We start from the raw sequence: 13358 nt of genomic DNA, 5'->3' as shown, positions 1-13358 counted from the left end.
GCTAGGCACCCAAAAAAGTTGTGGCAAACCCAATAAACTCAGGACCTGAACACCATGCCCCCGCACCCCACCCCCGCCCTGCTGGCCTTCGCCCTGTGCCTGATCACCCTTGCGGTGAACCTGCCAGCCCCACTGTACATCGCCTACGCCGACCTCTCCGGCCAAGGCGCCGCCGCCACTGCCGTGGCGTTCTCCGCCTACGTGGTGGGCGTCATTCCCGTGCTGCTGGCCCTGGGCGGCCTCGCCGACCGCATCGGGCGACGACCACTGATCATTGCCGCGCTGTTGCTGTCGATGATCGCGACCTCACTCATGCTGCTGGCCCCCGGCTTGCACACCCTCGCCTTGGCGCGCCTGTGCCTGGGCCTTGGCACTGGCCTCGCCACCGCCACGGCGACCGCCTACATGGGCGAACTGATGGGCGCCGACCACAGCGCACGCGCCGCCACCTGGGTGACCGCCAGCACCTCCCTGGGCTTTGGCCTGGGGGCGGCGCTGACCAGCCTGTTCCTGTTGCACGAAGCCAGCCTCACACCCGGCAGTTTCCACTTGCAACTGCTGCTCGCCGCCTTGGCCGTGCTGCTGGTGTGGCGCCTGCCCGACCCACGCCAGGCGCAACGTGGCGCCATGCTGCGCCTGCCCTTCTACCCCCGAGGCAGCGTTGCCTATGGCTTTGCAATTCTGCTGGCCTGGGCCTGCTCGGGCCTGGTGATTGCGCTGTTGCCAGGCATTTTGCGCCAGCATGGCCTGAGTGAATGGTCGGGGGTCTCGACGTTTTGCGTGATCACTTGCGGGTTGGCGTTCCAGCCCATGGCACGCCGCATGGCCAGCAGCAAAGCGACTCTGCTGGGACTGGCGATTTTACCGTGCAGCTACGCCTTGCTGGCCTGGGGAGCCGACCACGGGCAGTTGGCGGCAGTGCTGTTGGGTGCAGTCGCCGCCAGCAGTGCGTGTTACGGGTTCATCTACCTGGGTGGATTAGCTGCAGTGAACCACCTGGCCGGCACAGAAAAGACCCGCGCCAGCGCCGGGTTCTTTCTGCTGGCCTACTTCGGCTTCAGCCTGCCGGTGATCTTCACCGGGTTGCTGAGCGACCGGCTCGGGCCGCGGCTGGCACTGGTGGTGTTCGGGCTGGCATTGCTACTGGGCTGCGCAAGTGTGGCCGTGGCCCTGGTACGCGGCGCACGCCCGGCACAGCTGGCAGCCCAGGCGTCGTCCTAGATGGCCGTCGCGCCGCCGTCGACCGTCAGGCAGTGCCCAGTGGTAAACGCCGCGCCATCACTGCACAGGTACAACACCGCACTGGCGATTTCCTCTACCTTGCCGATGCGCCCAACCGGGTGCATCGCCGCTGCAAACTCCGCCTTGCGCGGGTCGGCCTCGTAGGCGCGGCGGAACATATCGGTGTCGATCACGGCGGGGCACACCGCATTCACCCGAATGCCCTTCTTCGCATACTCGATGGCCGCCGACTTGGTCAGGCCGATCACCGCATGCTTGGATGCGCTGTAGATGCTCATCTTCGGCGCTGCCCCCAAGCCCGCCACCGACGCCGTGTTGACGATCGCCCCGCCGCCCTGGGCCAGCAGCAGCGGCAGTTGGTACTTCATGCACAGCCAGACACCCTTGACGTTGACGCCCATGATGGCGTCGAACTCTGCCTCGCTACCCTCGGCCAGGCGCCCCTGCTCGATCTCGATGCCGGCATTGTTGTAGGCGTAGTCCAGTCGCCCGAAGGCCTCGATAGTCCTTGCATGCAGGTGGCGCACCTGCGCGTCCTGGGTCACGTCACAGGCCACGAACAATGCTTCGCCACCCGCCTCGCGAATCCGCATGGCGGTCACCTCGCCACCCGCCTCGTCCAGGTCGGCCACCACCACCTTGAGGCCTTCCCGGGCGAAGGCCAGCGCCGTCGCCCGGCCAATGCCCGCCGCGCCGCCGGTGATCAGGGCTACCTGGCCGGAAAAGGTCATGCTCATAGCTCGCTCCTTGGGTTGGATGCTCCGGCCTCACCGGCGCCTACAGGGTTCCGAGGCCGTTGCAGGAGCCGGCTGGCCGGCGATGAAGGCTCATCGGATATCGAGCAGAGTCTAGTCAGACCGCCTTTAGGCTGGGCAGCATCATCAAGGCAGCAGTTGGGCTAACATGCTTGTCAGTGATGTTACTGACCCACCTGCATCAGCAAGGTAAATTGAGCCATCCACCTGCCTAAAGGACCTGTCATGACCCACACCAATCGCCGCTTCCTGCTTGCCAAACGCCCGGTCGGTGCCGTGCGCCGCGACGACTTCACCTTCGAGGCGGTGCCTGCCGCAGAGCCGGGCGACGGCCAGGTTCTGGTGCGCAACCTCTACCTATCGCTGGACCCGGCCATGCGCGGCTGGATGAACGAAGGCAAGTCCTACATCCCGCCCGTTGGCCTGGGCGAGGTGATGCGGGCCTTGGGCGTGGGCGAAGTGATCAGCTCCCGCCACCCCGACTACAAGCCGGGCGACCACGTCAGCGGTGCCCTCGGCGTACAGGACTATTTCACCGGAGAGCCCCAGGGCCTGCACAAGATCGACCCACGCCTCGCCCCCCTGCCCCGTTACCTTTCTGCACTGGGCATGACCGGCATGACCGCCTACTTCGCCCTGCTCGACGTCGGTCAACCCAAGGCTGGGGAGACGGTGGTGATCTCTGGCGCTGCGGGCGCGGTGGGCAGCCTCGTCGGGCAGATCGCCAAGATCAAAGGTTGCCGTGTGGTCGGTATTGCCGGCGGCGCGCAGAAGTGCCAGTACCTGAAGGACGAACTGGGCTTTGATGGCGTGATCGACTACAAGGCCGAAGACGTGCTCGCCGGCCTCAAGCGTGAGTGCCCGAAAGGCGTGGACGTGTACTTCGACAACGTTGGCGGCGAGATCCTCGATGCCGTGCTGACCCGCATCAACTTCAAGGCACGCATCGTCATTTGTGGCGCCATCAGCCAGTACAACAACAAGGAAGCGGTCAAAGGGCCGGCCAATTACCTGGCGCTACTGGTGAACCGGGCGCGCATGGAAGGCTTCGTGGTGATGGACCATGCCAAGGAGTATGGCAAGGCCGCTCAGGAGATTGCCGGGTGGCTGGCCAGCGGGAAGGTGAAGAGCAAAGAGGATGTGGTGGAAGGGTTGGAGACGTTTCCGGAGACGTTGTTGAAGCTGTTCAGTGGGGAGAATTTTGGGAAGTTGGTGTTGAAGGTTTGATAGCTTCCCCTCTCCGATGACCCGGTGGGCGCAACGCTTGCATGAACGCTGCGCCCGTTGGCTTGGCTTGTCGGTTAGAAGCTGAGCCCGGAGAAGATGATGTCTTCAGCCTGCTCGACGGACACCTTTGGGATCACTGCATCCGGAATCCTGGAGGTTTGCGACAGGTTGTAGACGGAGAAGCGTTCGTCCACGACACGGTCAGCCATCAACTTCATCGATGGCAAGATGCGGCTTTCGAAGTAATCGTCCAGGCCACAAGGCGAAATAGCTCGTCCCGCCGTTTCGTAGAAACGTCCAGCGGCCTGCGTCAGATCAACGCCCACCAGGAACACCTGCGTGAACCCTACGTGGTAGGCAATCTGCAATGCGGCATAGGCAACGGTCCGGGCGTCGAAATAGCCAGCGGATAGGTCCTTGCTGAAGCCCAATGTCCGTGAGCGCGAACGCCAGAATTCACGGCTGCGTACCAGGTCCGGCTGTGGATTGAACGCCGATTCGTAAAGGGTCGAGCGGCTTGCCTTGGTTAGTGGGTAGATTTCAGCACTGGTCGAAGTCTGGGCCGCTTCAATCTCGTCCGGCCAAAGAGCGAGCCGGCGGCTCAGCGAAAGAGCACTGGCGTAAAGGTCAGGTTGCTGCAAAGGGAATCCGGTGTCCGTGCATACATAGAAGAACGGACGGATACCGCTACCCTCGAACATCGAGATCGCGCCGTTGAGCGTGATCATCGGAATGTCGGCAAAACGCTGGAGGGGAAAATCCTTGGCTGAGGAGCCAGAGGCGACAATAAACACCGGCCCTTTGGCGATACCACGGCATGTCGCGAAATCTCTTACAGGCCCCCAAAGAGATTGCCTCTTGACGCTGAGTACTTCCACCGTGCCTCCACTGAAATCGTGCGCGGCGGACTATACACAAAACGTTTACCAAGAACCATCCAAGATCAACCACGCACAGCTCCAGTCCACCATCAGACTATTCCGATATTGGAAGAAGAATCGTCTGCCGAGGATTGTAAAAGGTGGTGTTCGCCGGGATGTCCCGGGTCACCAGCGACATGGCGCCTATGACGACATTGTCGCCAATACTGATGCAGTCGGCGATGATGCAGCTGTTGGCACCGAGGCTGACGTTGTCGCCGATGGTTAGTGAGTATTGCTCCAGGCCGAGGGTCTTGATGCCGATCGTGCAGTTCTGACGGATGAAGAAATTGCGACCGATAGTCACGTAGCCAGTGATCACTACGCCGGGCAAATGGGCGATGCGTAGGCCGGGGCCGATTTGCGCGCCGATGTCAATGTCTACCCCGTACTTGAGGTTGAGCCTCTGCTGCATTCCCCGAGCGTAGCTCCTGGCCAGGCCGCCTCGGGCGTTTAGGTACTGAGCAAGCCGGTACTTGAAGAGAAAACGCAGCTTATTGTGCCGCCGTATGCGTCGGAGGATGTTGAACAACAGGCTGATTCGGCGTCCTGGCTTTTTCTTGTTGGAGACTTCCTGCCGCCAGCATTCGAGTAGGTTTTCGAGGTTCACACGCGGGTACCAATGGGATCGACCCGCCATGATGCCCAAATGGCGACGGAGATGCAGCAGGTTGCTGCACTCCGCGCCCACTCCTTTCAGCGGACGCCAAAGGAAACCTTCGTCTGGATTTGCATTCTCCTTAGTCAGCCCATACCCACAATGGCGACCGCTAAAGACAAGTAGCCTATTGAGCTACTACATCCTGCAATATGTTAATCATTGTTACAAAATCAATAGCCCAAGAAATTGAAATGAAAGTAGGAGAATTCACCAAAGAATGGTTGAAAATCAACAGGGGATTGGAGGAATCAGTAGGTTCCTAACTACAACAGCTACGGTCCTCGACCCTGCCCTTGCACTGGGTAGCTCCCGCTTAGCGGTAGCCGCTCCCCAGAGCCGGCCCAGGTGTACAAGCCTTTGGGCTTCGCGTACCCTTGCTGCGAAACCGCCATCCTTGGGCCTTCCAGTCGAGCGGTAAAAAAATGCCAACAAACTGCACACCATGAATGCAGTAAAGAGTCAAGGTTAGAGGCTTAACTATGCACGCCCCATGTCTCGATGCTACTGATACACCTCTGGTGACAGTCATCATCGCGTCTTACAACCACGCGCGCTACATTGAAGAAAGTATCAACAGCGTTTTAAACCAGACCTATAAAAACATTGAGCTGTTGATTATCGATGACGGTTCGAAAGATGAAAGCCCAACTCTCTTAAAGCGGTTGCAAGCGCAACATGGCTTCGACCTGCGACTCCAGGCCAACCAAGGCTTGGCGCGCACCCTGAATGACGCCATCGCACGTGCCAAAGGCTCGCTGATTGTCCCGTTCGGCTCTGACGACATCATGCTGCCCCACCGTATCGCCACCCAAGTGGCATACCTGCAAGGGAAACCTGAAGTCGGCATCTGCTCGGCGAATATCGAAACAATCGACCAGAATGGTCGAGTGATGGGCGCACGCGAGCAGCGCAACCGTAACCTGCCCTTCCGCCGTCTGGACTTCGATGACCTGTTCCTGGACCGTAAGCCCGGGCCGATGGCTGCGACTCTAATGATACGCCGTGAAGCACTCGATAAAGTCGGTGGCTTCCATGACAGCATTCGGTTGGAGGATGTGTACATCGAGTTGGCGATTACCCGTGCCGGCTACTACATCGATGTGCTGGGCGAGGTGCTGGCGCAATACCGCGACCACCCGAGCAATACCTTCAAGAACGGCCGCTTCATGGTCGACAATGTGTTGCAAACCTACGCGGTGTTCCAGGACCACCCACAGTATGAGCAGGTGTGCATGAACTTCCGTAACTCGATGGTGTTGAAGTACGCCAACCGAGACAAGGCGCTGAGCTGGGAAATCCTTTCGGAAATCCCGGTCAGGTACTGGAACCGGAAGACCTTGCGCGGCATGTGGCGACTGGTCTGTTCTTAAGCAGACCGACCGCGCTTCCAGTGGATCAGCGATTGGCCATAGACGAGCGCCATGGGAATCCAGATCAGGAACCAATGCTCCTTAGGGCGTGACATGAAAGCGCTGCCTTCTGTCAGGCCCGAGGCGAAGCCGAAGATCAGCCAAGTGGCTGCAATTGTGACGCCGGGGTGCTTGCGATAAAGCCAGCTGAAGTGCATCGCCAATCCGTAAAGCGTCATCCACAGCACTAGCCCTGCGATGCCACCCGCGTACAACACACCCAATTCGATGTTGTGCGGGTCGGCCAAGGTTTTGGTCAAGCCGGGAATGATCACCGTCATCGGAGCGTCGAAACCATGGCCAAGCCAGGGATGCTCACCGATCTGACGCAGGGCTTCCATCCAAATAGCCGGACGGTATGACATACCACGCTGGATAACAGCCTCAGGGTAAGCCAGTACCACGCAGATGGCTGCGATTGCGACCGCCGCAATGGCCAGCAGACCACGTCGACGATCTCCTACTATCAGAAGCCAGCCTAAAGCGGCAGCCAAGCCAACCAATGGTGTACGCGAACCCGTTGCCAGCACTGCCAGCCCCAGCACTGCGAGAGCGAGCAATGGCAGCGGGCTGAACGGGCTGCGCGCTTGGAACCAGGACGCCAACCAGTAGGCCGCGAATGCCCCAAATACGTGAGCGGTGAGCAGAGGATTGTAGAGCGCACCGTATCCATTCAACCGCCGACCGGCTAGCACTGGAGTGCTGTACAGGTAGTAAGCCAGCGACAAACCCGCTGCCATCGCAGCAAAGATCGCCGCGAACCGTGTGCACTGGTCCAGTTGCGTAGGGGAACGCAGGCTGATGATACCCGCAGCAAACAGCAGCATGGCAATGTACAGGGGCCGCTTGACCAGACTGCCTGTAGAGTTTTCGGTGTCTGACCAGGCAATGGTCAACAGTGTGTACGCACTGAACGCCAGGAAAGCCAGAAACAACGGGTTCATGACCATAGGCCTGAACAGATCCCGCTGCTTGACCAGCATCAGCAGCGTGGGAACCGCCAGAAAGATATAAAACAGTTTATGGAACGCAGCACGGTCCCAAGCCCAGAACATCCCTGTGAGGATGACCACCCACCCTACCGGCAAAACGTAGCTATTGATCAGGCTACCCAGGCGCTGAACTGGCGATTCAACTGCAACATCAACTGACATTTAGCGTTCTCTGACAAATAGGACATCGAAATCGTATGTCCTATACGATTTCGGTTTCTGAACTTCAGTGATTGCGTTTGGCTCAGCCGCGAATCTCTGCCACGACCGCAGCCAAGGCTTTGGCCGGGTCTGCTGCCTGGCTGATCGGGCGTCCAATCACGAGGTAGTCCGAGCCCGCATCCAGTGCCTGGCGCGGGGTCAGAATGCGACGCTGGTCGTCCTGGGCACTGCCCGCCGGGCGAATGCCCGGAGTGACCAGTTGCAACGAAGGATGTGCCGCCTTCAGCGCCGGAGCCTCAAGTGCCGAGCACACCAAACCGTCCATACCGGCCTTCTCTGCCAGAGCGGCCAGGCGCAGCACCTGCACTTGCGGGTCGACATCCAGACCGATGCCTGCCAAGTCTTCACGCTCCATGCTGGTGAGCACGGTCACGCCAATCAGCAGAGGCTGCGGCCCGCTGCGCTTGGCCAGTTCTTCACGGCAAGCCGACATCATGCGCAGGCCACCAGAGCAATGAACGTTGACCATCCACACACCCATCTCGGCTGCCGCCTTCACTGCCATGGCCGTGGTGTTGGGGATGTCATGGAACTTGAGGTCGAGGAACACTTCGAAACCCTTGGCGCAGAGGGTCTCGACGATGCCCGAGGCACTGCTGGTGAACAGTTCCTTGCCAACCTTTACCCGGCACAGGGCGGGGTCAAGCTGGTCAGCCAGCTTCAGGGCGGCCTCGCGGGTCGGGAAATCCAGGGCAACGATCAGGGGCGTCTGGCAGGCGGACATGGTCTGGGTCTCTTGGCAATTCGAAAACGGCGCGCATTGTAAACGATGTGGCACAGGCTTGGGTGGCCATGGGGCAGCAGAATTGGCCCAACGGGGGCCGGCTCCTATAATTGAACCAACGGAGACAGCAATCGCTCAAAATTTGTACAAGCGATTGCATTGATGATAACAGGAGAACAACAGATGCCCTGGTATGCCTGGCTGATACTCATCATAGCCCTCGGCTCGATTGTCGGTGGGCTGATGTTGCTGCGAGATACGGCGAAGAAGCTGCCTTTGACGGAGGAGCAGCTTAGGAAAGTGCATGAGCGCAACGCTGAAGCAGATGCCAAGGATGCGCAGGATAGGTGAAAGACGCGCGACCGGGCGGCAAGCGGCGCTTATCTGGAGGCCCTATCGCCGGCTTGCCGGTAACAGGGCTGCAAAACGGCCCTATTACCGGCAGAGCACGCCCTGAGAGAACAGCGCCAACAATCGTTCGGCGCTACCTCCAGGCTTACTCGACCATTAACTTGCCCCGGTTCCTCTCGAGCAACGCATTGCCAATCCCTTTGATTTCCAGCAACTCATCCACCGACGTGAAAGGCCCATTAGCCTCCCGATAGGCCACAATGGCGTCAGCCTTGGCCTTGCCGATACCATTGAGTGCTTTCTGCAAGGTGGCCGCATCGGCCTTGTTCAAGTCCAGCCGCCCGGCTGGCGCCTCCATCTGGCTTACCAGCGGCACAGGCTCTTTCATGGCACCGACTTCAGCCGGTGCAGCGCTCAACGAAAAGGACAGGCCGGCGAACAACGGCAGCAGCAGGTAATTGAGGACGGTATTGCGCATGAGTAGTCACTCCTTTGAGTTGATTGGGTGTGCAGCTGTTTCCATCGCTGCCCCTTCAACCTAGCGACTCACGCGCAATACCACCAGCTTGATTGCAGTGGGATTTGTGACTGGATTAGACGTCACAACTTGTTGCGGTACAACTTCCTACATCAAGCGGGTACAACGCCTTCCTGGCAGTAAGATTGAGCACACCTGGCAGGCAAACACGGCGACTCCCGAAGTGCTGATTCACTCAAACACGTCAGCGTCTTCCAGTGCCTTACCTACTTGGTCCTTGGCAGACAACGTAGGTGCAAAGTCAATCGGCCATTCGATAGCGATCTGAGGGTCATCCCAGGCAATGCAACGTTCGCTCTTGGCCGAATAGAAGTCCGTGGTCTTGTAAACAAACTCAGCGGTCTCGCTCAAGGTCACGAAACCATGGGCAAACCCAGGGGGAATCCACAGCTGGTGATGATTCTGCGATGACAGCACGGCACCTACCCACTTGCCGAAGGTGGGCGAACCGCGACGGATATCCACCGCCACATCGAACACCTCGCCCTGAACCACACGAACCAGCTTACCCTGGGCGTGAGGCGGCAACTGATAATGCAAGCCGCGCAGCACGCCCTTCACAGAGCGGGAATGGTTGTCTTGAACGAAGTCCGGCTGCAGGCCAGTGACTTCGTTGAACACTCGAGCATTGAAACTCTCGTAGAAAAAGCCACGCTCATCGCCGAATACCTTGGGAGTGAACAGGATGACTTCAGGGATGGCCATTGGAATAGCGTGCATCAAAATACCTTCACTTCAAGCAGGTTTTGCAAGTACTTCCCGTAGCCGTTCTTCAGCAGCGGCTGTGCCAGGCGCGTCAGCTGTTCGGCGTCGATCCATCCAGCGCGGTAGCAAATTTCTTCCGGGCAGGCCACCTTGAGGCCTTGGCGGCGCTCCATGGTGGCGATGAATTGGCTCGCGTCTAGCAGGCTGTCGTGGGTACCGGTATCCAGCCAGGCATAACCACGGCCCATGATCTCGACTTGCAGTTGCTGCTGTTGCAGGTACAGGTTGTTCAGGTCCGTGATCTCAAGCTCACCCCGTGCAGACGGTTTCAGTTGCTTGGCCAGGTCTACCACCTGGTTATCGTAGAAATAGAGCCCGGTTACGGCGTAGTTGGATTTCGGGACTTTCGGCTTCTCTTCAATCGACAATACGCGCCCTGTTTCGTCGAACTCCGCGACACCGTAACGTTCGGGATCCTGAACGTGATACGCAAAGACCGATGCGCCGCTCTCTTGCTTATCGGCACTGAGTAACAGCGACTGGAAGTCATGGCCGTAGAAAATGTTGTCGCCTAGTACGAGAGCCGACGAAGCGTTGCCGATGAAGTCAGCCCCAATGGTGAAGGCCTGTGCCAAACCATCTGGACTAGGCTGCACGGCGTAAGTGAGGTTGATACCCCACTGACTACCATCGCCGAGCAACTGCTCAAAGCGCGGAGTGTCCTGCGGTGTTGAAATGATCAGGATGTCACGAATGCCCGCCAGCAACAGCGTGCTCAGCGGGTAATAGATCATCGGCTTGTCGTACACAGGCAACAACTGCTTGGATACCGACAGTGTCGCGGGGTGCAGGCGAGTGCCCGAGCCACCCGCCAGAATGAGTCCTTTGCGTGCCATAGGAATTCCTGTTACTGGATCTCGTCCAGCATCCGTTGCACACCTTGTTGCCAAGGAGGCATTTTGAGATTGAAGGTCTCTTCGAGTTTAGCCAATGCCAGCCGAGAATTTCGCGGGCGCGGGGCTGGAACCGGATACGCCTCGGTACTGATTGCACCAATTTGCTCGGCGCAAACCTTCAAGACAGCGCCGTTGCGGCTGGCATGTGCCAATACGAACTGAGCATAGGCATGCCAGTTGGTTTCACCAGCGGCGGCAAGATGGTATGTGCCGGCCAAATGGTTTGCATTCTGCTCGCGAAAAATCTGTCGCAGTATATGGGCGGTGACATCGGCGATCAGCTCAGCACCAGTCGGAGCGCCGAACTGGTCCGCGACCACGTTCAGCGAATCTCGCTCAGCCGCCAGACGCAGCATTGTCTTGGCGAAGTTATGACCGCGCGCAGCATATACCCAACTGGTGCGCAAGACCACGGCGCTGGCGCCGCTGCCTTGAATGGCCCGCTCACCGTCAAGCTTGGTACGACCGTACACGGACAATGGTCCGGTGGGGGCGTCTTCCTGCCATTGAGCCTGGCCGCTGCCATCAAAGACGTAGTCTGTCGAGTAGTGAATGAGCCATGCGCCCAGTTTTGCCGCCTCGTGCGCGAGCACACCTGGCGCTTCGGCGTTGATCCGGGCGGCCAGCGCCTGCTCGCTTTCGGCCTTGTCAACTGCGGTGTACGCAGCCGCGTTGACGATAACATCCGGAGCCAACGAGCGTACCGTTGCCGCCAGGCCGTCAAGGTCGGCCAAATTCCCGCACAGGCAACCACTGCCTTGACGGTCCAGCGCGATCAGATTACCCAGAGGCGCAAGTGACCGCTGCAACTCCCAGCCAACTTGTCCGTTCTTCCCTAGCAATAGGATCTTCACGCTTTGCTCGCCCCGTATTGCTGTGCAACCCAATCACGGTAGCTGCCATCCATGACGCCCTTCACCCAGTCCTGATTGGCCAAGTACCAGGCAACCGTTTTACGAATACCGGATTCGAAGGTTTCGGCAGGCTTCCAGCCAAGCTCTCGCTCGATCTTACGGGCGTCGATTGCATAGCGGCGGTCGTGGCCGGGGCGGTCGGTGACGAAGCTGATCTGGCTAGCATAAGGTTGCCCGTCAGCCCGCGGGCGAAGTTCATCGAGCAGCGCACAGACGCGATGGACGATGTCCAGGTTGGGCATCTCGTTCCAGCCGCCGACGTTGTACACCTCACCCACCTGCCCGGCTTCCAACACACAGCGGATGGCGCTGCAGTGGTCTTTGACGTAGAGCCAGTCACGAATCTGTTGCCCATCGCCATACACCGGTAGCGGCTTGCCAGCCAAGGCATTGACGATCATCAGCGGGATCAGCTTCTCGGGGAAATGCAGCGGCCCGTAGTTGTTCGAACAGTTGGTGGTAAGCACCGGCAGGCCATAGGTGTGGTAATAGGAACGCACCAAGTGGTCACTGGCCGCCTTGCTGGCCGAGTACGGGCTGTTTGGCTGGTATTGATGGGTCTCCGTGAACGCAGGCTCACCGGCTTTCAGCGAGCCATAAACCTCATCGGTGGAAACATGCAGGAAGCGGAACGCCGACCGCTGCACCTGGTCCAGGCCTTGCCAGTAGCCCCGCACTGCTTCCAGTAACTGGAAGGTACCAACCACATTGGTTTCAACGAATGCCTGGGGCCCGTGGATGGAGCGGTCGACGTGCGACTCGGCGGCAAAATTGAGCACCGCGCGCGGGCGGTGCTCTGCCAACAGCCGTTGCACCAGCGGCCCATCGCCGATATCGCCGTGCACGAAGACATGTTGCGGATTACCTTGCAGGCTAGCCAGGCTGCGCAGGTTGCCGGCGTAGGTCAATTTGTCCAGGTTGACGATGGTTTCGCCTGATTGGCTTAACCAATCCAACACGAAATTCGCACCGATGAAGCCGGCGCCGCCGGTTACCAGTATTGTCATAGGGTGAACGCTTCTCGAGTAAGTGTCGGGTAGAGGTAACTAAGCGCAATTCTAGACGGAAAGCTGCAGGATTGTTGCAGTAAGACACTGCTCACGCTTTTGGCTGTTGTTCTCTCATTGCCTGCGGGACAAAATTCGCCCCTTGTCAGGAAACCATCCGGGCTCACAGGGATTGTCCATGCATTCTATTTTCCCTTCGGTCGCTGTTGCAGCATTATTTACTATCGCGCCTGTCTGGGCACAGTCCACGCAGCTTGCTGACCGGGTTATGACGCCTAAGGATTCTCCGGACAAGTCAGTACAGGACACCCGACCTGTGCTGACTTGTTCGGAGAATCCATAGCAGTGCAACTTTTTCTTCGAGCACACCCATCCTGGATTGCACCTTTGCAAGCATCTGCTTGAGAAGTTAAGGATCATCAGGGAGGTTGTCGGGCACGAAATTCATGCCCTGGATTATACCGAATCAGGCCACGAATCGAGGCGTCAAAACCTGATGCGGACGGTTGCGCCAGAGGTCGAAGCCATCGAGTAGCCAGTTCAGTTCCTGAACGGTCAGGACAATGGCGACGTCAGTCGGATCGGGTGAAGTTTTGAAACGTTCGGACTCTAGGCGTTTGAGCCAGAGGCAGAAGCCGTTGCGTTCCCAATACAGGATCTTCACGCGGTTGCGCGGCTTGTTGAGGAAGACGAAAAGCACTGGGTCGAACACCGCCACCTTGATATCGAGTTCGA

At 58.9% G+C, this 13358-nt stretch carries 15 protein-coding genes; 4 read left to right on the top strand and 11 right to left on the bottom strand.

Features of this window, described 5'->3' with window-relative positions; all coding sequences use genetic code 11:
- Window positions 1–54 precede the first annotated feature (54 nt).
- The gene (locus tag H620_RS0109645; RefSeq protein WP_023379310.1) at window positions 55–1221 is read left to right on the top strand and encodes an MFS transporter; all 1167 of its coding nucleotides are present in this window, start codon (window positions 55–57) and stop codon (window positions 1219–1221) included.
- On the opposite strand, the gene H620_RS0109640 is transcribed toward H620_RS0109645, so the two are convergent.
- Window positions 1218–1979 (bottom strand): SDR family oxidoreductase, encoded by a 762-nt coding sequence (locus H620_RS0109640; protein ID WP_023379308.1) that lies wholly within the window; start codon window positions 1977–1979, stop codon window positions 1218–1220. The two genes, H620_RS0109645 and H620_RS0109640, sit on opposite strands and share 4 nt — an antisense overlap.
- A 243-nt stretch (window positions 1980–2222) precedes the next feature.
- Between H620_RS0109640 and H620_RS0109635 the strand changes: the two genes are divergently transcribed.
- Window positions 2223–3224: an NADP-dependent oxidoreductase gene (locus H620_RS0109635; protein ID WP_023379307.1), complete on the top strand. Its 1002-nt coding sequence runs from the start codon at window positions 2223–2225 to the stop codon at window positions 3222–3224.
- A gap of 74 nt (window positions 3225–3298) precedes the next feature.
- Here the strand turns inward: H620_RS0109635 and H620_RS0109630 are convergent, their stop codons facing one another.
- Together H620_RS0109630 and H620_RS0109625 are read right to left on the bottom strand one after the other, a co-directional pair.
- Window positions 3299–4102 carry an LPS biosynthesis protein gene (locus tag H620_RS0109630; RefSeq protein ID WP_027907241.1) on the bottom strand — a complete coding sequence of 268 codons (804 nt, stop codon included), beginning with the start codon at window positions 4100–4102 and terminating at the stop codon, window positions 3299–3301.
- A gap of 97 nt (window positions 4103–4199) precedes the next feature.
- On the bottom strand, window positions 4200–4754 hold the full coding sequence (locus H620_RS0109625) for a serine acetyltransferase (RefSeq protein ID WP_027907240.1): 555 nt from the start codon (window positions 4752–4754) through the stop codon (window positions 4200–4202).
- Between the two features lie 530 nt (window positions 4755–5284).
- On the opposite strand from H620_RS0109625, the gene H620_RS0109615 reads away from it, so the two are divergent.
- Window positions 5285–6175, top strand: a complete 891-nt coding sequence (locus H620_RS0109615) for a glycosyltransferase family 2 protein (RefSeq protein WP_027907239.1) — start codon at window positions 5285–5287, stop codon at window positions 6173–6175.
- On the opposite strand, the gene H620_RS0109610 is transcribed toward H620_RS0109615, so the two are convergent.
- Window positions 6172–7368: an O-antigen ligase family protein gene (locus tag H620_RS0109610; RefSeq protein ID WP_027907238.1), complete on the bottom strand. Its 1197-nt coding sequence runs from the start codon at window positions 7366–7368 to the stop codon at window positions 6172–6174. The genes H620_RS0109615 and H620_RS0109610 overlap by 4 nt on opposite strands.
- Before the next feature lie 82 nt (window positions 7369–7450).
- Window positions 7451–8152, bottom strand: coding sequence for an orotidine-5'-phosphate decarboxylase (gene pyrF / locus H620_RS0109605; protein ID WP_023379299.1), 702 nt, complete (start codon window positions 8150–8152; stop codon window positions 7451–7453).
- A gap of 183 nt (window positions 8153–8335) precedes the next feature.
- On the opposite strand from pyrF, the gene H620_RS26365 reads away from it, so the two are divergent.
- Window positions 8336–8503, top strand: a complete 168-nt coding sequence (locus tag H620_RS26365; RefSeq protein WP_010952850.1) for a DUF2897 family protein — start codon at window positions 8336–8338, stop codon at window positions 8501–8503.
- A 145-nt stretch (window positions 8504–8648) separates the two neighbouring features.
- Here H620_RS26365 and H620_RS0109595 read toward each other — a convergent pair whose 3' ends face one another.
- The 6 genes from H620_RS0109595 to tnpB all read right to left on the bottom strand — a co-directional run.
- Window positions 8649–8981 carry a ComEA family DNA-binding protein gene (locus H620_RS0109595; protein ID WP_023379298.1) on the bottom strand — a complete coding sequence of 111 codons (333 nt, stop codon included), beginning with the start codon at window positions 8979–8981 and terminating at the stop codon, window positions 8649–8651.
- A 231-nt stretch (window positions 8982–9212) separates the two neighbouring features.
- Window positions 9213–9761 (bottom strand): dTDP-4-dehydrorhamnose 3,5-epimerase, encoded by a 549-nt coding sequence (rfbC, locus tag H620_RS0109590; protein WP_027907237.1) that lies wholly within the window; start codon window positions 9759–9761, stop codon window positions 9213–9215.
- A complete protein-coding gene (gene rfbA / locus H620_RS0109585) occupies window positions 9761–10642 on the bottom strand; it encodes a glucose-1-phosphate thymidylyltransferase RfbA (protein WP_027907236.1) in 882 nt (293 codons plus the stop codon). The genes rfbC and rfbA overlap by 1 nt, the downstream gene beginning before the upstream one ends.
- Before the next feature lie 11 nt (window positions 10643–10653).
- The gene (gene rfbD / locus H620_RS0109580; RefSeq protein WP_027907235.1) at window positions 10654–11556 is read right to left on the bottom strand and encodes a dTDP-4-dehydrorhamnose reductase; all 903 of its coding nucleotides are present in this window, start codon (window positions 11554–11556) and stop codon (window positions 10654–10656) included.
- Window positions 11553–12623 (bottom strand): dTDP-glucose 4,6-dehydratase, encoded by a 1071-nt coding sequence (gene rfbB / locus H620_RS0109575; protein ID WP_027907234.1) that lies wholly within the window; start codon window positions 12621–12623, stop codon window positions 11553–11555. The genes rfbD and rfbB overlap by 4 nt, the downstream gene beginning before the upstream one ends.
- Window positions 12624–13089: 466 nt before the next feature.
- The coding region (tnpB, locus tag H620_RS0109570; RefSeq protein WP_027907233.1) for an IS66 family insertion sequence element accessory protein TnpB at window positions 13090–13358 on the bottom strand (269 nt) is incomplete at its 5' end.

This window comes from Pseudomonas taiwanensis DSM 21245 (assembly GCF_000425785.1).
Classification (GTDB): domain Bacteria; phylum Pseudomonadota; class Gammaproteobacteria; order Pseudomonadales; family Pseudomonadaceae; genus Aquipseudomonas; species Aquipseudomonas taiwanensis.
Note: the sequence above shows the minus strand (reverse complement) of the source record. Positions and strands in the feature narration are given on the sequence as shown.

Bases quoted from the DNA above. Each gene is read 5' to 3' on its own strand.
- H620_RS0109645 (WP_023379310.1), top strand. From the start codon at position 55: ATGCCCCCGCACCCCACCCCCGCCCTGCTGGCCTTCGCCCTGTGCCTG.
- H620_RS0109640 (WP_023379308.1), bottom strand. From the start codon at position 1,979: ATGAGCATGACCTTTTCCGGCCAGGTAGCCCTGATCACCGGCGGCGCG.
- H620_RS0109635 (WP_023379307.1), top strand. From the start codon at position 2,223: ATGACCCACACCAATCGCCGCTTCCTGCTTGCCAAACGCCCGGTCGGT.
- H620_RS0109615 (WP_027907239.1), top strand. From the start codon at position 5,285: ATGCACGCCCCATGTCTCGATGCTACTGATACACCTCTGGTGACAGTC.
- H620_RS0109610 (WP_027907238.1), bottom strand. From the start codon at position 7,368: ATGTCAGTTGATGTTGCAGTTGAATCGCCAGTTCAGCGCCTGGGTAGC.
- pyrF (WP_023379299.1), bottom strand. From the start codon at position 8,152: ATGTCCGCCTGCCAGACGCCCCTGATCGTTGCCCTGGATTTCCCGACC.
- H620_RS26365 (WP_010952850.1), top strand. From the start codon at position 8,336: ATGCCCTGGTATGCCTGGCTGATACTCATCATAGCCCTCGGCTCGATT.
- H620_RS0109595 (WP_023379298.1), bottom strand. From the start codon at position 8,981: ATGCGCAATACCGTCCTCAATTACCTGCTGCTGCCGTTGTTCGCCGGC.
- rfbC (WP_027907237.1), bottom strand. From the start codon at position 9,761: ATGCACGCTATTCCAATGGCCATCCCTGAAGTCATCCTGTTCACTCCC.
- rfbA (WP_027907236.1), bottom strand. From the start codon at position 10,642: ATGGCACGCAAAGGACTCATTCTGGCGGGTGGCTCGGGCACTCGCCTG.
- rfbB (WP_027907234.1), bottom strand. From the start codon at position 12,623: ATGACAATACTGGTAACCGGCGGCGCCGGCTTCATCGGTGCGAATTTC.